Consider the following 20713-nt stretch of genomic DNA (forward strand, 5'->3'; position numbering starts at 1 on the left):
GTCTCTCTTTACAAGAATTAATTGTAGATTTTGAATGCGTCGTCGTCGTTTTTACCAACGAAAGGCATTGCTTTACGCAATTCTGCACCAACTTTTTCAATTTCAAGGTTAGCTGCTTGTTCACGGTAAGCAGTTAATTTTGGACGACCAGCCTTGTAGTCATTCACAAAGTCATTTGCAAATTTACCATTTTGGATATCTGCCAAAACAGCTTTCATGTTTTCTTTAACTTGCTCAGTAATCACACGTGGACCTGATACATAGTCACCGTATTCAGCAGTGTTTGAAATAGATTGACGCATTTTCTTGAATCCACCTTCATAGATCAAGTCAACGATCAATTTCATTTCGTGAAGAACTTCAAAGTAAGCCAATTCTGGGGCATAGCCTGCTTCTGTCAAGACTTCAAAACCTGCTTCGATAAGGGCGGTCAAACCACCACAAAGTACAGCTTGTTCACCAAAGAGATCTTCTTCAGTTTCTTCTTTGTAAGTTGTTTCAAGCAAACCAACACGAGCTGCCCCAACACCTTTACACCAGTCCATAGCAATGTTTTTAGCATTTCCTGTTGCATCTTGGTAAACTGCGTAAAGAGCTGGAACACCAAATCCTTCTTCGTAAGTACGACGTACCAAGTGTCCTGGTCCTTTAGGAGCACACATGAAGACATCTACATCTGCAGGAACTTTGATAAATTCAAAGTGGATATTGAAACCATGAGCAAATCCAACTGCATTTCCAGCTTCCAAGTTTGGAGCGATTTCTGCTTCGTACAATTCTTGTTGGATTTCGTCTGGTGCCAAGATCATGATAACGTCAGCCAATTTAGTTGCTTCTGCTACTGTGTAAGTGTCAAATCCATCTTCTTTTGCTTTGTCAAAAGATTTACCTGGACGCACACCGATGATGACATCACGACCTGAATCACGCAAGTTTTGCGCATGCGCATGTCCTTGTGAACCATAACCGATTACGGCGATTTTTTTACCGTCAAGCGCTGCTACTTTAACATCTTTTTCGTATTCCATTTGAACTGCCATAGTTTTTCTCTCTTTTCTATTTTTATTGCCTTATAGGCTGGTTTAACAAATTTAAGTTATTTTTTATACTCATTGAAAATCAAAAAGTATTAGTCGCGGGTAAATCCAGTTGCACCCGTACGAGCGATATTTTTAATGCCGTATGGTCGAATCACTCGCAATAAAGCTTCACTCTTTTCAGCATTTCCCGTCATCTGGATGGTGATTGAGCTTGGAGCCACATCTACTACCGTTGCACGGAAAGGTTGGATAATGGCCAAGATTTCTGCACGCTTCTCAGCAGGAGCAGATACTTTTACCAAGATAACTTCTCTTTCCAAGTGTGGTTTATCTGTGATATCTCGAATGCGAATCACATCAATCTGACGATTGAGCTGTTTAATGATTTGCTCTACTTCATCATGAGAAGCTACATCAATAATGATGGTGATGCGAGATACATTGGGGTTCTCTGTCGCACCAACTGAGATACTCTCAATATTGACTTGACGACGAGAAAGGACACCTGTAAAACGATTCAAAACTCCTGAACGGTTTTGTAATCTAGCTGTTAACATTCTACGCATGGAACTGCACCCCCAACATCTCATGATTGCTCTTACCAGCTGGTACCATCGGTAATACCTGTTCCTTACGAGAAATATCCACCTCGATAAACATGGGCACATCCTCCAGAATGACTTCTAGATCCTTCTCTATCGTCTCTGGATTATCAAATTTATAGTTTTTGATGCCGTAGGCCTGTGCCATCAGCTGGAAGTCAGGAAGTGTATCAAAGACTGACTCGGAAGTTCTACCCTCATAGAAGGATTCCTGCCACTGACGAACCATTCCTAGTGAGTGGTTATTCAACATGACAACCTTAATCGGCACCTTGTAGATGTTTAGGATAGCTAGTTCCTGGTTAGTCATTTGGAAGCCACCATCACCGACAAAAAGGATAACTTCTTTTTCTGGATTGGCAATCTTGGCTCCAATAGCTGCAGGAACTCCGAACCCCATGGTACCCAAGCCACCTGAAGTGACTAACTGACGCTCATTTTGGTAAGGATAATACTGAGCTGTCCACATTTGGTGCTGCCCTACGTCAGTTACGACAATGGCATCACCATGCGTCAACTCACCGATGCGTTCAATAACGGCCTGAGGTTGAACCACACGTTCTTTCTTATCATAAGAACGAACTCGATTCTTGTCCTTGGTGACTTTTTCAATCCACTTTTCAGTATTGTTATGAACAGTTGGTTCTGCCAGTAGCATCTGCAAGGCTTTCTTAGCATCCCCCACTACAGGAATATCTGCACTGATAATCTTACCAATCTCAGCTGGGTCAATGTCGATATGAGCAACCTTAGCATTCTTCGCGAAGGTCTTAGGGTTCCCAGTCAAGCGGTCATCGAAACGGCAACCAATACTAATCATAAAGTCCGCTTCCGTCATTGCAATGTTGGCTGCGAAAGAACCGTGCATGCCTCCCATCCCTAGGAAGAGCGGATGACTCGTTGCAATGGTTCCTTGCCCCAAAAGACTAGTGACTACTGGAATTTGGTAACGTTCAGCAAATTCATTGAGCTCCTTAGAAGCTTCTGCATAGCTGATACCGCCCCCTGCTAACAAAACAGGTTTCTTGGCTTTTGACAATTGCTTCAAGATTTTCTTGATTTGCATGTCATTTGGATCAAGTGTCGGTTGGTAACTTGGTAAATTCACCTCCGGCGAATAGATGAAATCTGTCTCTAGGGCTGATACATCCTTGGGCAAGTCAATCACAACTGGACCTGGACGACCTGTCGTTGCGATATGGACAGCTTCCGTAATGATACGAGGAATATCTGCTGTCTCACGAACTTGGTAATTGTACTTGGTAATGGGCATGGTAATCCCCACGATGTCTGCTTCCTGAAAGGCATCTTTCCCAATCCCAGCTCGCGCAACCTGACCTGTAAAGACCAAAAGGGGAACGCTATCGCTCATGGCATCTGCAATCCCTGTAATGGCATTTGTTGCTCCCGGCCCACTCGTGACGACGGCAACGCCCAACTTTCCAGTTGATTTGGCATATCCTTCAGCTTCGTGCAAACAACCTTGCTCATGGCGTCCCAAGATGTGGCGAATACCTTTAAAATTGTATATCGCATCATACAAAGGTAAGACCGCACCACCAGGATAACCAAAAATGGTATCAATCCCTAAGTCCCGAAGTGTTTCCAAAACTAGGTCCGACCCCGTCTTAGGAGATTCTAAACTGATTTTCTCCATTGTTCCCCTTTCTCTTCTCTTAAAAAAATAGCTTGTTACTATCATACCATTTTTTCAAAAATTTTCAAGGCAAAAGAGTCAATTTTCTGAATTTTCTATCTAAAAGTGTATTTATGAATCATTTCCTTATTTTTATTAAGTTATCTACGGAATTAGGAACCTTTATTTATTTTAATTTATCAAATTAGAATATTTTCTTTCTTGGTAGAATTAGTATTTTTCTCACTTAACGACCAAATTTGTATACTATATTCAGCAAAAATGAATAGTTAAAGACAAAAAAAGGAAGCCACTAAGTGACTTCCTTCTAGAGTGAGGACTGATTAGTCTTCACCTTTGTTTTTCTTAATGATTTCTTCTTGTACTGACTTAGGTACATCTTCGTAGTGGTCAAATACCATCATGAAGGTACCACGTCCTTGAGATGCAGAACGAAGAACTGTTGCGTAACCGAACATTTCAGCAAGTGGAACGTAAGCACGAACGATTTGGCTGTTACCGTGTGCTTCCATACCATCTACACGTCCACGACGAGCAGTTACGTGACCCATAACATCACCAAGGTTTTCTTCTGGAACAGTGATGGTTACAAGCATCATTGGCTCAAGGATAGCTGGTTGTGCTGATTTAGCAGCTTCTTTAAGGGCAAGTGAAGCCGCGATCTTGAAGGCTGTTTCAGATGAGTCGACATCGTGGTATGAACCGTCGTAAAGCTTAGCTTTAACGTCAACCATTGGGTAACCTGCAAGAACACCGTTAGCCATAGATTCTACCAAACCTTTTTCAACCGCTGGGATAAATTCACGAGGAACCACACCACCGACGATTGCGTTTTCGAATTCGAATCCTTTACCTTCTTCGTTTGGACTAAACTCAATCCATACATCACCAAATTGACCTTTACCACCAGACTGACGTTTGAAGAATCCACGTGCTTGAGTAGAAGCGCGGAATGTTTCACGGTAAGATACTTGAGGAGCACCTACGTTCGCTTCAACTTTGAACTCACGACGCATACGGTCAACAAGGACGTCAAGGTGAAGTTCACCCATACCTGAGATAACTGTTTCACCAGTTTCAACGTTTGTTTCAACGCGGAATGTTGGATCTTCTTCAGCCAATTTTTGAAGTGCGATACCCATCTTATCTTGGTCAGCTTTAGATTTTGGCTCAACCATCAACTGGATAACTGGTTCTGGAACGTGGATTGACTCAAGGATGATTTTAGCTTTTTCATCTGTCAATGAATCACCAGTAGTTGTATCCTTCAAACCAATAGCAGCTGCAATATCACCAGCATAAACGGTTTCGATTTCTTGACGACTATTGGCATGCAATTGCACAAGACGTCCGATACGTTCACGTTTACCTTTAGAAGTGTTCATTACGTAAGAACCTGATTGAAGAACACCTGAGTATACACGGAAGAATGTCAAACGACCTACAAATGGGTCTGTTGCAATCTTGAAAGCAAGAGCTGCGAATGGCTCTTCGTCAGATGCTGGACGAGTTTCTTCTTCGTCTGTATCTGGGTTGATACCTTTGATTGCTGGGATGTCAAGTGGGCTTGGAAGGTAATCGATAACCGCATCAAGCATCAATTGAACACCCTTGTTCTTGAAGGCAGAACCACACAATACTGGGAAGAATTCAACGTTGATAGTTGCTTTACGGATAGCAACTTTCAATTCTTCGTTAGTGATTTCTTCACCTTCAAGGTATTTCATCATCAAGTCTTCATCAGTTTCAGCAACTGCTTCAACCAATTTTTCACGGTATTCTTGAGCTTGGTCAAGGTATTCAGCTGGAATATCTTCTTCAAGGATATCTGTACCAAGGTCGTTAGTATAGATTTCAGCTTTCATCTTGATCAAGTCGATGATACCGCGGAAGTCATCTTCAGCACCGATTGGCAATTGGATTGGGTGTGCGTTTGCTTGAAGACGGTCGTGAAGTGTGCTTACTGAGTAAAGGAAGTCAGCACCGATTTTGTCCATTTTGTTAGCAAATACGATACGTGGAACTCCGTACTCAGTTGCTTGACGCCAAACTGTTTCAGTTTGAGGCTCAACACCTGATTGTGAGTCAAGAACAGTAACCGCACCGTCCAATACACGAAGAGAACGTTGTACTTCGATTGTGAAGTCCACGTGTCCTGGTGTGTCGATGATGTTTACGCGGTGGTTGTTCCATTGAGCTGTTGTCGCAGCAGATGTGATAGTGATACCACGTTCTTGCTCTTGCTCCATCCAGTCCATTTGTGACGCACCTTCGTGAGTTTCACCGATTTTGTGGATTTTACCAGTGTAGTAAAGAATACGCTCAGTAGTTGTTGTTTTACCGGCATCGACGTGAGCCATGATACCGATATTACGAGTTTTTTCAAGTGAAAATTCGCGTGCCATGAGGTTTGTTTCTCCTATTTATTTTAATTTCTATTCTATTATAACACGATTTTAATAAAAACGGATAGGCAGGACCTACCCGTTCTCAATGTTTATCTTGTTTTTGTTGGTTTCAACTTGTAGATAAGTTGAATTGAACTCGGGCTAAAAGCTCAAGTTAACTGATTTGAACCCGAGCGAGGCCCGGTGCAAAAAAGATAAACTGCTTTGTGTTCACGGAACACTGCATCAGTTTCCTATTTTTGCCTTGGGCCTTTGCCGCTCTTGGTATCATTTTATTACCAACGGAAGTGTGCGAAGGCACGGTTAGCTTCAGCCATACGGTGAGTGTCTTCACGTTTCTTAACTGCTGCACCAGTGTTGTTCGCAGCATCCAAGATTTCTTTTGCAAGACGGTCTTGCATTGTGTGTTCACCACGAAGGCGAGCGATGGTTACCAACCAACGAAGTCCAAGTGTTGTACGACGTTCTGGACGAACTTCAACTGGGACTTGGTAGTTAGATCCACCAACACGACGTGCACGTACTTCAAGTACAGGCATGATGTTTTCCATAGCTGTTTCAAATACTTCAAGTGCATCGTTTCCAGTAGCTTCTTTGATTTGCTCAAAAGCACCGTAAACGATTGAAGCAGCTGTACCACGTTTACCATCAAGCATAACGCGGTTGATAAGACGAGTAACTAGTTGTGAATTGTAAAGCGGATCTGGCAATACGTCACGTTTTGGAGCTCTATTTTTACGACTCATTTCTCTTTATCCCCTTTCCTTATGCTTTTGGACGTTTAGTACCGTATTTAGAACGGCCTTGTTTACGATCGTTAACACCTGCAGTATCAAGTGCACCACGGACGATATGGTAACGTACCCCTGGAAGGTCTTTTACACGTCCACCACGAAGAAGCACCACGCTGTGCTCTTGCAAGTTGTGTCCGATACCTGGGATGTAGGCAGTAACTTCGATAAGGTTGCTCAAACGTACACGAGCGAATTTACGAAGGGCAGAGTTAGGTTTTTTAGGTGTCATTGTTCCCACACGAGTTGCAACACCACGTTTTTGTGGTGAAGAAACGTTTGTTTGAACTTTTTTATGACTGTTGTAACCAACGTTCAAAGCTGGTGATTTAGATTTTTCTACTTTTGATTTACGCGGTTTGCGAACCAATTGGTTAATTGTAGGCATCTACATTCTCCTGTGTTTTTTTATTTTTGGTGATGATACACTTGGTGACAGCTACCATCTGTGTGTACTTTTGCAACATTTGTCAGCACGTCCCTGTACACTTTTGAGAGACCAAAAGTAAAAAGTACCGTCTATTATTGTAACACAATTTTTCCTTCATTGTCAAGATATTTTTCATTTTTATTCTGATCTTTTAACTCTTTGACACTAGTTCTAACCGCTTTTCTAAACCAAAAAAGGAGGCGATTTGCCTCCTACATTTTAGTATGGATTTCTTTCAACTCAAGCTATTGTTTTGGAATTTTTTAACCCTTCTTATCAAAGCCAACCAGATTCTGTTGCAATGTTGGCTGCCTCTGTTCGATTACCAGCATCTAGTTTCGAAAGAATATTGGTGACATAGTTTCGGACGGTTCCATTTGATAGATAGAGTTGGTCTGCAATTTCTTGGTTGGATAAACCCTGAGCGATTCCCTTTAAGACAGCAATCTCTTGTTCTGTCAACGGATTGGGATGGGTCATCACCACTTCCATCAATTCAGGTGAATACTCCTTGCGCCCTTCGAGAACAGTGTGCAAGGTTTGCATGAGGTCTGCAATGCTTCTTTCTTTCAAGACATAAGCATCCACTCCAGCCTTGACCGCACGTTCAAAATATCCGGGGCGTTTGAAGGTCGTCACCACAACCACCTTTGTTTCTAGCTTTTCTGCTCGTATCCACTCTAAGACTTCGAGGCCAGTCTTAACAGGCATTTCTACGTCAAGAATGGCGATATCCACAGACTCTTTTTCTAAAAGTTGGATTGCTTCTTGGCCATCCTTGGCTTGTAGGACAGAATCTACATCTGGTTGAAAGGTAAGCAACTGGCACATAGCATCTCGCAACATACTTTGGTCTTCTGCAACAAGTAGTTTCATCTTAGTTTCTCTCCTTATAAGGTAGTCGTACTTGCACTTCTGTTGGAGAATTCTGACTGATCACCTTTACCTCTCCCGAAAATGGAAGGACACGATCGCGGACTGTATGAAGCTCATCTCCTTTTAGAGAAGCAAAGCCACAGCCATCATCTCTGACTGTTAAAATGAGTTCTTTCTCTGTCCGTTCTAATTTTAAGTAGGCTTTAGACGCTTTAGCGTGTTTGATGATATTGGTCACTAACTCAAGCAAAATCATGGAAGCTGTTGACTCCAATTCTTGAGTTAAGCTAGCAGTATCTAATTGGTGGTTAATTTCCGTTTCAATTCCTGCAATTTCCAGCATTTTTTTAACAGTTGCAAACTCGGAGGCAAGGGTTCTAGTTTTAAGATTTTCAATGATAGTACGGACTTCATTCATGGATTCCTTACTGATCTGATGAATTTCTTTTAATTCTTTTTCCACTTGAGGATAGGCCTGCATTTGAAGTAACTGGAGGGCAAGGTCCGTCTTCACACTCAACATAGCAAATGTATGGCCTAGACTGTCATGTAGATCCTGACCGATACGACTGCGTTCATTTTCAGCCAAGAAAAGACTGAGCTTGGTATTTTGTTTCATCTTTTCTTCTTTTATCTGTTCAGATACCTGAATCCGATAAAGACCGAAGGTCAAGGCATCAGAAACGATAAAGGTCACCAAGAAAAAGAGGAGGTGCCAGGGACTAACTTGACCAACCATAGAGATTCCAGTTAAAATCATCGGTTGTAAGACAACAAAACTGATAAAACGCCAAGAGTGGAAAGAAACCTCATCCAGCTCATAAATAAGGAGATTAGATAAATAAAAGATAAACCAAGCGAAGCTCGCATTTAGCCAGATGGAACTGTAAAAAATGTAGGCAAGCATGATCCACCAAGCCAGCCACTGCACGGTGCGATTTTGGCTGACTAAAACCGAATAAAAAGCTAGGACAAATAGTAAGGTCCAGAACAAGGTTAAAAGCGGGTACTCTCCAACGATGACACCCGCTATAGGAAAGATGATAAACACTATTGAAATATGAAACATATAATGAGTGTTTTTTAATTTTTCCAACATAGATTTATTTTACCTCGATCCGTTTTTTCAGTTGAATGACCAATACACCAAAGAAAACTGTATATCCTAGTACAACCAAGGCAGCAAGAATGTTAAACTCGTGATGCTCCAAATAAGTCGAGACAACCTGCATCAGTTGATAGGTTGGAGTCAGCTTTCCAATAGATTGGAGCCATTCTGGGAAGGAATCCAAGGGGAACCAGAGTCCACCTAGGACAGCCAAAGCAATATAGGCAATATTTCCAACAACCGTCATCAGTTGAGCACTGGGAAGCAAGCTCACCAAGACACCCATACTGATAAAGACCACACTTCCGACCAGCAAAATAGCACCAATTACCAACCAGTCAAGCCAAGGTAGCGTCACTCCGCGGACAAAATGACCAACTGAAAAGACAACTGTAATTGATAACAAGAAAGTCAGTAGGGTACTGAACAGTTTTGATACATAATATTCTACCATAGATACGGGAGAATGTTGAATCAATTTTTGCCAGTTGTTTGTCTTATCAGACTCGAGTGTGCTTGGGATACTGAAAAAAGCACTTGACATGATACTAAAGAGCGTCATGGCAAAAAGATAGGCTTGAAGAGCAATTTCTGGAATATCTGACCCTGACATCATACCAGAAAAGATAAGGTAAAACACACTTGGAAGTCCGATGGATAGCAAATAGTAGACGGCTTGCCGTTTCATCAGAATGATTTCCACTTTCATGAGACTTGTCATATTTTTCATCATCAATCTCCTTTAATCTTGAGTCGTTTCGAAGATACTGTCTAAGAGAGTTCGATTGCGAACTTCAATTTCTTCGATCATGCAGCCCTGTTCTTGCAAGACTTTCCATACCTGGCTGGCTTCTTTGGTTGTGAAGGAAAGAGCATTTTGCTTGATTTCAAGCCCTTGAATCTGGTCCAAAGTGCTGATAACTTCCTGATAAGTTAGTGGTACCGTAAAATGTTTTTCTTGTTCTTCACCACGCATGGCATAAGGTGTCGTATCCCGGATCAATTCACCCTTGTGGAGGACCAAAATGCGGTCAGCCGTATGTTCTACCTCTTCGATATAGTGAGAAGAGTAGACAATGGTGACACCATTTTTCTTTAACTGATTGACAATTTCCCAAAAATGCTGACGTGTCGAGGTATCCATGGCAGCAGTTGGTTCGTCCAAAAATAGAATTTTCGGACGACCTATTAGTGCCAACACGAAAGAGAACAAACGTTTTTGCCCACCAGACAACTTGCCCGCTAGCTGATTTTTCTGTTTGTCCGAAAATCTCAGCAAGTCATCAATTTCTTGATTGGAGAGACTGTTTGGATAGATTGATTGAAAGAAGGATAAGAGTTCTTTCACTTTCAAGTCTTGAACCACCGTATTTTCTTGAGGTAAGATAGAAATAAGCTGCTTTAATCGAGGATCTGTTGGTGCAAAGCCTTGAATAGCTATCTGACCTGAGCTCACGAACTTGTCGCCCAAGAGGCAATCAATCAAGGTCGTCTTACCTGCTCCGTTAGGTCCGATCAAGGCGACACATTCTCCGTCATTGATTTCAAAAGAGATGTTCCGCAAGATCTCCTTGTCTTTTATTTTCTTACTCAATTTCTCAACTTTAATCACAGTCATGAGATTCTCCTTTCAACCACTTCATTCCCATAGGGAACACAACGAAAATCATAAATCCGAAACCCCAAGCACCACGAATAAATTGGCGAAGCACGGTTTGGTCAAACCAACCAGTAAATATTTCCACTAACCATACCAAGAGTGACAGGCCGATAAAGAAATAGATGATTGCTTTTTTCATTCCTCAAACTCCTTTTTCACATCTCTGACTAATTTCAAACCTTCTCTGACAAGCCAAGACATCATTCCAAAGCCAGCAAAGAGTTCCCAAGGAAAATGATAGAAACCCTCGTCCAATCCTGAAAACATGAGATAAGTCATAACTCCTGCTGCTACTAAACTCACTGCGACAATCATTTTATTTTTCATTTCTTCTTCCTCCATTTCATACTTCAATTATAGTCTTTTGAATTTGGCGGAGCTAGATGCTTCTGTCACTAGGAAATATGACAAATGTCATAAAAAAGAACCGATTTCTCGGTTCTTAAAAATGATTAGTCTGATTCATCGTTTCGTTTCTTTTTACCTAGCAATCCAAGTGTCATGGCACCTGCTAGGGCTGTTACAATTCCTAGATTTTTCAAACCATCTTCTTGACTTCCTGTATTTGGAAGTTGATTTTTTTCTACAGAGATGTTTTGGGTCAATTGATCTGGTTTCAAATCAGGTACTGAAAGTTCTTTTTTATCAGACGGCTTCACTTGCTCTGGAAGTTCTACTACTGTTGGAATATAGAATCCTGAAATGATATTTCCATTACGGTCTTTACGGATCACTTTCACACCTTTGGCTTGTCCTACAAAGTTTACCTCAGGAGTAAAGGTGACGGTGCCATCTGGTGAGATTACATAAGTTCCTTCACCTGGAACGACTTTTTCAGTTGATCCATCTTCAAAGGTTGGCGGAACTGTCAGATCGACATCACCTGTAAAGTTTGGTTTACCAGTTTGAGTTTGACCTTTAAGACCTTCTGATGTCGCATCACTCACTTGTGTTTGTCCAAGGACAGTTGGCGTATAATGAGCAATAACTACATTTCCATACATATCCAGACGTTTCACAACCAATCCTTTAGCTGTACCAACAAAGTCTGGTTCTGGAGTAAAGGTAATCTTACCATCTTTATCAATTGTATAGCTTCCTTCACCCGGAACAACCATAGTCGTGCTACCATCCTCAAAGGTTGGTGGTACAGTCGAATCAATATGTCCTTCAAACGTTGGTGTTGCCACTTGTGGTTGGCCTTTTGCTCCTGTAGAAGCCGTATCATGACCAGTAGATGGATCTACAACTGTTGGGCGATAGCTTGCAGTAACTGGAGTACCGTTCTTATCCTTGCGGACAATCGTTACGCCTGTTCCTTTTCCTACAAAATTAGCTTCTGGGGTGAAGGTCACTGTACCGTCTGGTGCAATCGTGTAAGTTCCTTGACCTGGAATAGATTTCTCTTTGCTTCCATCTTCAAATGTTGCTGCCACAGTTTCATTGATTGGAACAAGCGGATTACCACCTTCAAATGTTGGCGTACCTGTTTGAACAAGACCCTTAATGTTAACTGAAGAAGTATCTTTACCAGTTGGAGTCACCTTAGTAAGCTCTGGACTGTAAGTCGCAGTGACTGGGGTGCCGTTCTTATCTACGCGTTTGACTGTGACTGGATCTGGGTTTCCAACAAACTGTTTGTCTGGAGTGAAAGTTACAGTTCCATCTGGTGCAATCGTGTAAGTTCCTTGACCTGGAATAGACTTCTCTTTGCTTCCATCTTCGAAGGTTGGCTCTACTGTTTCATCGATTGGAACCAATGGATCGCCACCTTGGAAGGTTGGAGTACCCGTTTGTGGAACACCCTGAGGACCTGTGCTCGTTGCGTTAGTTCCTGTTGGTGTTACTTTCGTAAACTCTGGACTATAAGTTGCAGTAACTGGGGTGCCGTTCTTATCCACACGTTTGACTGTAACTGGAGTTGGGTTTCCGACAAACTGTTTGTCTGGGGTGAAGGTCACTGTGCCGTCTGGTGCAATCGTGTAAGTTCCTTGACCTGGAATAGTCTTCTCTTTGCTTCCATCTGCGAAGGTTGGCTCTACTGTTTCATCGATTGGAACCAGTGGATCGCCACCTTGGAAGCTTGGAGTGCCTGTTTGTGGAACACCCTGAGGACCTGTGCTGGTTGCGTTAGTGCTGGTTGGGGTTACTTCTTTCACCACCGCTTGGTACTTGACAGTAACAGGAGTTCCGTTGGCATCCACACGAGTCAATTCAAGTTCTGGTGTTTCACCCTTGAACTGTTTATCAGGAGTGAAGGTCACCTTACCATCTGCGTCCACTTCGAACTTACCAACATTTGGCACTTCTTTCACAGTTGCACCATTGTCAAATAGTGGAGTTGAATCAGCTGGGAATGGAACAGAATCATGGCCTGGAGTGAAGGTCACTTTACCTTCTTGTACCTGACCTTGCAAACCTTCTGTCTTATCACCTGAACCAGTTGGCGTTACTTTCGTAAACTCTGGACTATAAGTCGCAGTAACTGGGGTACCATTCTTATCTACGCGTTTGACTGTGACTGGATCTGGGTTTCCGACAAACTGTTTGTCTGGTGTGAAGGTCACTGTACCATCTGATGCAATTGTGTAGGTTCCTTGTCCTGGAATCACTTTTTCCTTGCTTCCATCTGCGAAGGTTGGTTCAACTGTTTCATCGATTGGAACCAGTGGATCACCACCTTGGAAGATTGGAGTACCAGTTTGTGGAAGTCCTTGAGGACCTGTACTTGTTGCACCGGTTCCAGTTGGAGTTACCTTAGTAAACTCTGGGCTGTATGTCGCAGTAACTGGGGTGCCATTCTTATCCACACGTTTCACTGTAACTGGATCTGGGTTTCCAACAAACTGCTTGTCTGGAGTGAAGGTTACAGTTCCGTCTGGTGCAATCGTGTAAGTTCCTTGACCTGGAATAGTCTTCTCTTTGCTTCCATCTGCGAAGGTTGGCTCTACTGTTTCATCGATTGGAACCAGTGGATCGCCACCTTGGAAGCTTGGAGTGCCTGTTTGTGGAACACCCTGAGGACCTGTGCTGGTTGCGCCGGTTCCTGTTGGTGTTACCTTGGTCACTGTTGGGGTATATGTCGCAGTAACTAGGGTGCCATTCTTATCGACTCGTTTAACCGTTACTGGAGCTGGAGTACCAACATATTGTTTTTCTGGTGTAAAGGTAATAGAGCCATCTGGATTGATGCTGTATTCACCTACACCCGGAACTGTTTTCGTTGACTGTCCATCTTCGAAAGTCATTGGTTTCGTATCATCCAGTGGAACAGCTGGATTACCTTCTGTGAAGGTTGGGGTACCTTTTTGCGGTTGACCTTGGATACCATTTGAAGTGGCATCCGTTGAAGTTGGAACTACTTCTTTCACTACTGCTTGGTACTTGACAGTAACAGGAGTTCCATTGGCATCCACACGAGTCAATTCAAGTTCTGGTGTTTCCCCCTTGAACTGTTTGTCTGGGGTGAAGGTTACCTTGCCTTCTGCGTCCACTTCAAACTTACCAACATTTGGTACTTCTTTCACAGCTGTCCCAGTGTCAAATAGTGGAATTGAATCAGCTGGGAATGGAACAGAGTCATGGCCTGGCGTGAAGGTCACTTTACCTTCTTGGGCCTGACCTTGAAACCCCTCTGTCTTATCACCTGTACCAGTTGGCGTTACTTTCGTAAACTCTGGACTGTAGGTCGCAGTCACCGGGGTACCGTTCTTATCCACCCGTTTCACTGTGACTGGAGTTGGGTTTCCAACAAACTGTTTGTCTGGAGTGAAAGTTACAGTTCCGTCTGGTGCAATCGTGTAGGTTCCTTGACCTGAAATCACTTTTTCCTTGCTTCCATCTGCGAAGGTTGGTTCAACTGCTTCATCGATTGGAACAAGTGGGTCACCACCTTGAAAGCTTGGAGTGCCTGTTTGTGGAACACCCTGAGGACCTGTGCTGGTTGCGTTAGTGCTGGTTGGGGTTACTTCTTTCACCACCGCTTGGTACTTGACAGTAACTGGAGTTCCGTTGGCATCAACACGAGTCAATTCAAGTTCTGGTGTTTCACCCTTGAACTGTTTATCTGGGGTGAAGGTTACCTTACCTTCTGCGTCCACTTCAAACTTACCAACATTTGGCACTTCCTTCACAGATGTACCATTGTCAAATAGTGGAGTTGAATCAGCTGGGAATGGAACTGAGTCATGGCCTGGAGTGAAGGTCACTTTACCTTCTTGGACTTGACCTTGAAGTCCTTCTGTCTTATCACCTGAACCAGTCGGAGTTACTTTCTCAACAACTGGGGTATAGGTCGTTACAGCCGACTCCCCATTTTTATCCACCACTCCAACTTGAACTGGAGTTACCGGACCATAGAAGGTTTTCAGGGGAGTAAAGACAATTGTTTTATTTACAAGATCTAAATCGTACGTCCCTTGGTCGGCAATGGTTAGCGAAGTTACCTTTTGTCCATTCTCATCATAAAGAAAGACACTACTTTGGACTAGTTCAACGGATTTCTTTGCTCCATTAATGGTTGTTGTCCCTTTTGTAAAGTGGACCTCGCTCTCGCTTGCTCTATCCTCATCAAATTGAATCGTCGCTGCCTGCTTCTGCCCTTGAAGGCCTTTAGATTTCGCTGCACTTGCTGATGGAACAACTGGAAGCGGAACATAGTACACCACCCGATACCAGGTAAATTCTTTTTCCAACTCTTCATCTCTAGGATCATCCGCGGTCAATAAATATTCATCGAGAGCTCCTTCTCCCGACATTGTGTTTGCATCAATATCCTCTCTTGGATAATAGCCAGGAATTTCAGGAGAAATCACTTGAGACCAAGTTTGGTCTGCAGACCAGGCTGAGTATGTCACACCAGCTGTCGCATCATTTGGTTGCCGTTTCGCCAAAACCTGGTCAATTCTCTTCGTTCGAGTAAACGAATGAGTCTCAACATGTTTTGGAGGAAGGAGTGATAAATCAGAATGGTTTGTTTTTTTGAGATATTCAAAATCAATCTCTCGAGTTCCACGAACAGTTTCGGTTAGTTCTGTAATCTTGTGTCTAAACTGAAACTTGAATTGTCTTGGGCTAGCCGAGTCACCAAAGGTATGATCTGTAAAATCGTTACTAATCAGTTCATATCCTGCATCTTCTAATTCCTTAATTCGACGAACAGGATCATAAGAAATTGGTCCATTAGGTTTGCCTACAACTGTGTCTACCTGTCCTAGTTGCACTTCCTTAGACGGATCATTTACATCCACAAAGGTGAAACTTGCAGATGACAGTTTGGTGGACATTTGGATTGAAACATTATTGGACTCAGTGTACTTGGAACTACCATTTGCCAGAGCCGAAGAAAGATAAGCTGTAGCACCTGGGGCAGTATCTTGCCCGATAACTGCTCCATCGATAGGAAACTGAACACTACTTCCAGCAGCAACCGGAGCAGTCGAATGCCAACGAACTGCACGAATCTCTGACCAATCCGACACTTGATCTGCTGTGAGCCATTGTGAAGCATTAATTTCTGTAGCAGTGCCCGCAGTACGACTATATTGAACTTCCCAGCCTGAAGGTGGTGTTAAAGCTTTTGTCAAACTCACTGTAAATCCAGAACCACGATTTCTGGATTCTAGCTGTTTATCACCTTTCATCGGCAAGGATGACAAAACATAAACGTCTGAAACCGGCTGTTTAGATGTGTTTTTATAGGTCACTCTGAAATCAATCTCATCACCAGGATAGTGCTCTTGGGTATTGTAGGCAAAGTGTTGATTTGTAGCTCTCTTCACTTCAGAGTAGACACCACTCGCTTCAGAAGCCTGTACGATCACATCGAAGTCATAAGAAACTGAATTTTTCGAGGTAACTGTAATGCCGTCAAGCTCCCCCAAGTCGTAACCATTCTGAGCTTGAACGTCAGGAAGTTCCTCATCCCAGAAAGCAATCGCTTTATAGGTATAGGTCCCATTTGGAATCGTTTTGTTTTCCAACTTCAAAAGCGTTGGAGGCATAGGGGAGTCTGGAGTCCCCTTCACTTGGGCATAGTAGAGAGTTTTCCCAGTATCTTTGTAATTATAATAGACCTTAAAATTAAGGTTTCCACTAAAGTTTAATTGAGGGTCAGCCAAATAGGCTAAATGGTAAACTCCCGTCAAGTTTGCGAAGTTCTGAGTAGGGGTGTCTTTACCCGCAGTCCTTGTGATAAAATCTTCTTTAAAACCAGAAGCATCTGTGTGTCGATTAAAGACATCTGTCCGACGGCGTCCAACCATTGAAATTTGCTGGATAACACGCGTCAATTCGGCTGAGGCAGTTTGAGAGAAGGAAACAGTGTTGCTAGTATTCTTAAAAGTGAAATCCGTTCTAGAATCCAACTTACGAATCGTCGAATCTTTATAGAGACTTTCCCAATTATTAAAACGTGTTTTTGTCTGGAAAAAAAATGCCGAAGTATCATTGGTTGAGGACTTCCTCATCTTGATATTTTTAAACTTGTACTCCAGTTCCTTCACATCTTGCTCTTCCGTCAATCGTAGACTACGGGTGTTACTATTAAAAGTCCCTAATAATTCACCTGTCGCTTTATTGTATACTTCTACGGATGCATCCGGTGAGGAGAAAAATTCATTCCAATAACGATCCTCAATTGCATTGACTTCTCGATAAGACTCTCGTGAATCCTGTATTTTATGGGTGACCGTATAGTCATTGATAAGATAATCTTTTTCAACCTCTGCGACTGATGAAAGTCGAACATTAGAACGGTATTCTGTTTCACCATAGGAACGAATTATATCCGAGTCAGACTGATTATAGTGTCTATATTCAAAGAGAGAAGACTCTGGCTGGTCTGTTTTTTGAACAAAGAGAGCATAAGGCAGAACGGCCGTATTTTGATAGCTAGTCCCATCTGCTTTTGTATAGATACCCGTCACAGTAAAGTTTTGCGCTTTTCTATTGATATCTGCTACTTTGGCATTCTTTAACTTGAAAGAAATTGGAATGAGCTTGTTTTTATTGTTATTAACATCTTGAAGCGGATTGTTAGCTCTGTTAATGGTCAGATGGTAACCCGTCGCATCGGCAGTCCATCCTAGAGCTTTGGCTTCATCTGTCAGCTCATAGCCTTCTTTTAACTCTATATTATAGGTATAGGATGTGATAGGATCAATAATATGCCCACCAACATCACTAATCCCCATACCATTGATCATACGACCATCAAAGACACCATTCCCATAGTTGAAGTAATCATTTCTTGCCGTATTATTCTTAGGATCTTTCGCACCATTAAATAGATAGTAGGATACAACAGACGAATCTTCGTCAACAATACCATCGTTATTTCGATCGTAGCCAATGACCTGATTGTTAGACATTGGTGTCAGACCCCCTACACCGTTTTCTAAGACTTTCCACGTGTGTTCAATGCTTCCAAGTTCTTTGAGGACATTGCCATTTTTGTCATAGAGCTTAGCAGTTGCGGTCACCTTATGGTCTGGCCCAATGGCTTGGACAGCACCTCCCCAGTTCTGAGTCAAAGGATCTATCTGAAAAGTATAGACGAAGTTATAGTTTGCTCCACCTCTCAGATTTGCAGGTTCTATCTTTAAATCAAGGTCTCCATTTATTTTTTCTTGGCTGAACTTTACACCACCGACTGGAGAAGGGGTCAATTTAATCGCCTTACCATTTTGGAAATGAATTTTAATATACCCACCAGAATAGTCTGCTTCATGCCCAGTAATACTAAATGTCAAGGATTCACGGACACTATCTACTGCATGGATATCCTTGATTGGCGAATGAGCTTTAAATGCAGCATTGACTTCATCTAGCGATCTCTTGCGCCTAGAAGAAGTTTTTCCGCTAGAACTGCTTTCTTCCTTGCTTTTCTGCTCAGTTGGAGTTGATTCAAGAGATTGCTTTTTCTCCTCTTCTAAAGAAGGCTGACTCGCTTCCTTCGTATTGTCAATTTGAGAAACTGGTTGGCTCTGAGCAACTGGTGCAGATACTTCTGTTTTGGACGGTTCAGTTTTATCCTTCTGGTCCTTAACTGCTTCGTTCTGTGTCACCTCTTTTTGAGGTTCAGAAATAACTTCCTGCCCATTCTCAGCACTTTTTTCCTTCTGTTGAATTTCCGCCTGCGTTTGTTGTTCCTTATTGTTGACTTGAGCTTCATCTGCTTGCACTGGTGAAGTAGCCATCACCATAAAGGTTCCTAGCAATACCGAACAGGTCCCAACACTTAACTTTCTAATCGAAAAGCGGGAAAAAGATTGATTAAAAAATTTTTTCTTCATCATTTCTCCTTTATATTCATACTTAATCTAACATAACAGCTTTATCATTATAACTTATAGTAAATAGAATTTCCAATAGAATGTTCATTTCTACAGAAATTTCTTTATAACTCCATTTGCATAAAAAAGGAAGCTGTAAAACCAGCTTCCTTCTGTTATTTTCATTCCATTTTCACGATTATTCCACACTGAAAAGATATGGATATACGGGTTGTTGACCTTGGTGGATTTCGACTTCAACATCTTCAAATTCTTCTGCGATTTCTTGGGCAATTTCATTGGCAAGTTCTTCGCTTCCGTCTTCACCGACATAGAAAGTCACGATTTCACTGTCTTCGTCCAACATATGTTTCAATGTTTCAGTCAAGGTTTGGTGCATGTCAGGGTTTGACACGAGGATTTTCCCATCTACCATACCAAGATTGTCATTTTCATGAATTGCTAATCCATCGATAGTTGTATCACGAACGGCTGTTGTTACACTACCGCTGATAACATCACCAAGGGCTGCAGTCATGCGTTCTTTGTTTTCTTCGATTGATTTGCTTGGGTCAAAGGCAAGAAGGCTGGTCAACCCTTGAGGAATTGTACGCGCTTCTACCACAACAGCAGGTTGTCCAAGCACTTCAGCCGCAGACTGAGCTGCCATAAAGATATTTTTGTTGTTTGGCAAGAAGATAATGTTGCGAGCATTGACCTGTTCAACAGCCTTGATAAAGTCTTCTGTTGAAGGGTTCATCGTCTGACCACCTTCGATAACATAATCCACACCTTGGGCACGGAAGATATCTGCTAAACCTTGACCAGCTACTACTGCGATAAGGGCATACTCTTTTGTTTCAGCAGGCTTGTTGCCTTGAGTTGCTTCTTTTTCAACTTGCGCCTCGTGTTGGTTACGCATGTTGTCCACTTTTACCTTGATCAAGCTACCATATTTGAGACCTTCTTGCATGACAAGACCTGGATCTTCTGTATGGACGTGAACTTTGACGATCTCATCATCGTTGACAACAAGTAGAGAGTCGCCTAAGTCATTCAAGTAGTTACGGAATTCATCGTAGTCAAAATCTTTAGAATAAGTTGGACCTTGTTTGAGGGCTACCATGATCTCTGTACAGTAACCGAAGGTAATGTCCTCAGTTGCCACATGCCCTGCTACAGACTTGTGGTGCTCTGCATTAATCATTTCACTCATGTTAGCAGGAGTCGCTACAAAGTCTTCAGAAGCACTGTATTCACCAGTAAGAGCTGAAAGGAATCCTTCGTAGATAAAGACTAAACCTTGACCACCTGAGTCTACCACACCAACTTCCTTAAGGACTGGAAGCATTTCTGGCGTCTTAGCCAAAGCTGCTTTTGCACCTTCCAAGGCTGCACGCATGACCTCGACAGCATCATCTGTCTCCTCGGCTTTTTTCTTAGCCCCAATAGCCGCTCCACGAGAAACAGTCAAAATGGTTCCTTCAACTGGTTTCATAACTGCTTTATAAGCTACTTCGACACCGGATTGGAAGGCAAGAGCCAAGTCTTGACCTGTTAATTCATCTTTTTCCTTGATAGCCTGAGAGAAGCCACGGAAGAGCTGAGAAGTGATAACCCCTGAGTTCCCACGCGCGCCCATCAAGAGACCTTTAGCAAGAATGCTCGCTACTTCTCCAACTGTAGAAGCAGGCTTGTCTGCTACTTCTTTGGCACCATTTTCAATGGTCATTCCCATGTTTGTCCCAGTATCTCCATCTGGAACTGGAAAGACGTTCAATGAATTGACATATTCTGCTTGCTTATTCAAACGAGTTGATGCAGCTTGCACCATCTCTTGGAATAAACTGGTAGTAATTTTTGACACG

Annotated in this window: 14 protein-coding genes; all 14 read right to left on the reverse strand. The window is 42.5% G+C overall.

Going from position 1 to position 20713, the window contains the following annotated elements; genetic code table 11:
* Positions 1 to 17: 17 nt before the first annotated feature.
* The 14 genes from ilvC to M1F65_RS05965 all read right to left on the reverse strand — a co-directional run bounded on the left by ilvC (position 18) and on the right by M1F65_RS05965 (position 20712).
* Complete coding sequence (gene ilvC, locus M1F65_RS05900; protein WP_000290683.1) at positions 18 to 1040, reverse strand: ketol-acid reductoisomerase; 1023 nt, start codon at positions 1038 to 1040, stop codon at positions 18 to 20.
* An 89-nt stretch (positions 1041 to 1129) separates the two neighbouring features.
* Complete coding sequence (gene ilvN / locus M1F65_RS05905; RefSeq protein ID WP_001253813.1) at positions 1130 to 1606, reverse strand: acetolactate synthase small subunit; 477 nt, start codon at positions 1604 to 1606, stop codon at positions 1130 to 1132.
* Positions 1599 to 3299 carry an acetolactate synthase large subunit gene (locus M1F65_RS05910; RefSeq protein WP_247925631.1) on the reverse strand — a complete coding sequence of 567 codons (1701 nt, stop codon included), beginning with the start codon at positions 3297 to 3299 and terminating at the stop codon, positions 1599 to 1601. The genes ilvN and M1F65_RS05910 overlap by 8 nt, the downstream gene beginning before the upstream one ends.
* Positions 3300 to 3622: 323 nt before the next feature.
* Complete coding sequence (fusA, locus tag M1F65_RS05915) at positions 3623 to 5704, reverse strand: elongation factor G (RefSeq protein WP_000090340.1); 2082 nt, start codon at positions 5702 to 5704, stop codon at positions 3623 to 3625.
* 278 nt (positions 5705 to 5982) lie between these two features.
* The gene (gene rpsG / locus M1F65_RS05920) at positions 5983 to 6453 is read right to left on the reverse strand and encodes a 30S ribosomal protein S7 (RefSeq protein WP_000087873.1); all 471 of its coding nucleotides are present in this window, start codon (positions 6451 to 6453) and stop codon (positions 5983 to 5985) included.
* A 19-nt stretch (positions 6454 to 6472) separates the two neighbouring features.
* Positions 6473 to 6886, reverse strand: coding sequence for a 30S ribosomal protein S12 (rpsL, locus tag M1F65_RS05925; RefSeq protein WP_001142332.1), 414 nt, complete (start codon positions 6884 to 6886; stop codon positions 6473 to 6475).
* A gap of 318 nt (positions 6887 to 7204) precedes the next feature.
* Positions 7205 to 7804 (reverse strand): response regulator transcription factor, encoded by a 600-nt coding sequence (locus tag M1F65_RS05930; RefSeq protein WP_125391389.1) that lies wholly within the window; start codon positions 7802 to 7804, stop codon positions 7205 to 7207.
* Position 7805: 1 nt separating this feature from the next.
* A complete protein-coding gene (locus M1F65_RS05935) occupies positions 7806 to 8903 on the reverse strand; it encodes a sensor histidine kinase (RefSeq protein ID WP_247925632.1) in 1098 nt (365 codons plus the stop codon).
* Between the two features lie 4 nt (positions 8904 to 8907).
* Positions 8908 to 9642 (reverse strand): ABC transporter permease, encoded by a 735-nt coding sequence (locus tag M1F65_RS05940; RefSeq protein ID WP_049484382.1) that lies wholly within the window; start codon positions 9640 to 9642, stop codon positions 8908 to 8910.
* A gap of 12 nt (positions 9643 to 9654) precedes the next feature.
* Complete coding sequence (locus M1F65_RS05945) at positions 9655 to 10530, reverse strand: ABC transporter ATP-binding protein (protein ID WP_000216047.1); 876 nt, start codon at positions 10528 to 10530, stop codon at positions 9655 to 9657.
* Entirely contained in the window at positions 10517 to 10711 is a 195-nt protein-coding gene (locus M1F65_RS05950) for a hypothetical protein (RefSeq protein WP_000709162.1), read from the reverse strand. Before M1F65_RS05950 ends, M1F65_RS05945 begins: the two co-directional genes overlap by 14 nt.
* A complete protein-coding gene (locus M1F65_RS05955) occupies positions 10708 to 10914 on the reverse strand; it encodes a hypothetical protein (RefSeq protein ID WP_000390701.1) in 207 nt (68 codons plus the stop codon). Before M1F65_RS05955 ends, M1F65_RS05950 begins: the two co-directional genes overlap by 4 nt.
* 110 nt (positions 10915 to 11024) lie before the next feature.
* Positions 11025 to 18869 (reverse strand): YSIRK-type signal peptide-containing protein, encoded by a 7845-nt coding sequence (locus tag M1F65_RS05960; RefSeq protein ID WP_247925633.1) that lies wholly within the window; start codon positions 18867 to 18869, stop codon positions 11025 to 11027.
* Between the two features lie 175 nt (positions 18870 to 19044).
* Positions 19045 to 20712, reverse strand: a complete 1668-nt coding sequence (locus M1F65_RS05965) for a DAK2 domain-containing protein (RefSeq protein WP_247925634.1) — start codon at positions 20710 to 20712, stop codon at positions 19045 to 19047.
* Between the last annotated feature and the right edge of the window lies 1 nt (position 20713).

Source organism: Streptococcus oralis (assembly GCF_023109195.1).
GTDB lineage: Bacteria > Bacillota > Bacilli > Lactobacillales > Streptococcaceae > Streptococcus > Streptococcus oralis_BV.

Excerpts from the sequence above, each read along its gene's own strand:
- M1F65_RS05935 (WP_247925632.1), bottom strand. The coding sequence starts at position 8,903 with ATGTTGGAAAAATTAAAAAACACTCATTATATGTTTCATATTTCAATA.
- M1F65_RS05930 (WP_125391389.1), bottom strand. The coding sequence starts at position 7,804 with ATGAAACTACTTGTTGCAGAAGACCAAAGTATGTTGCGAGATGCTATG.
- rpsG (WP_000087873.1), bottom strand. The coding sequence starts at position 6,453 with ATGAGTCGTAAAAATAGAGCTCCAAAACGTGACGTATTGCCAGATCCG.
- M1F65_RS05910 (WP_247925631.1), bottom strand. The coding sequence starts at position 3,299 with ATGGAGAAAATCAGTTTAGAATCTCCTAAGACGGGGTCGGACCTAGTT.
- rpsL (WP_001142332.1), bottom strand. The coding sequence starts at position 6,886 with ATGCCTACAATTAACCAATTGGTTCGCAAACCGCGTAAATCAAAAGTA.
- fusA (WP_000090340.1), bottom strand. The coding sequence starts at position 5,704 with ATGGCACGCGAATTTTCACTTGAAAAAACTCGTAATATCGGTATCATG.
- M1F65_RS05960 (WP_247925633.1), bottom strand. The coding sequence starts at position 18,869 with ATGATGAAGAAAAAATTTTTTAATCAATCTTTTTCCCGCTTTTCGATT.
- M1F65_RS05955 (WP_000390701.1), bottom strand. The coding sequence starts at position 10,914 with ATGGAGGAAGAAGAAATGAAAAATAAAATGATTGTCGCAGTGAGTTTA.
- ilvN (WP_001253813.1), bottom strand. The coding sequence starts at position 1,606 with ATGCGTAGAATGTTAACAGCTAGATTACAAAACCGTTCAGGAGTTTTG.
- M1F65_RS05945 (WP_000216047.1), bottom strand. The coding sequence starts at position 10,530 with ATGACTGTGATTAAAGTTGAGAAATTGAGTAAGAAAATAAAAGACAAG.
- ilvC (WP_000290683.1), bottom strand. The coding sequence starts at position 1,040 with ATGGCAGTTCAAATGGAATACGAAAAAGATGTTAAAGTAGCAGCGCTT.
- M1F65_RS05950 (WP_000709162.1), bottom strand. The coding sequence starts at position 10,711 with ATGAAAAAAGCAATCATCTATTTCTTTATCGGCCTGTCACTCTTGGTA.
- M1F65_RS05940 (WP_049484382.1), bottom strand. The coding sequence starts at position 9,642 with ATGAAAAATATGACAAGTCTCATGAAAGTGGAAATCATTCTGATGAAA.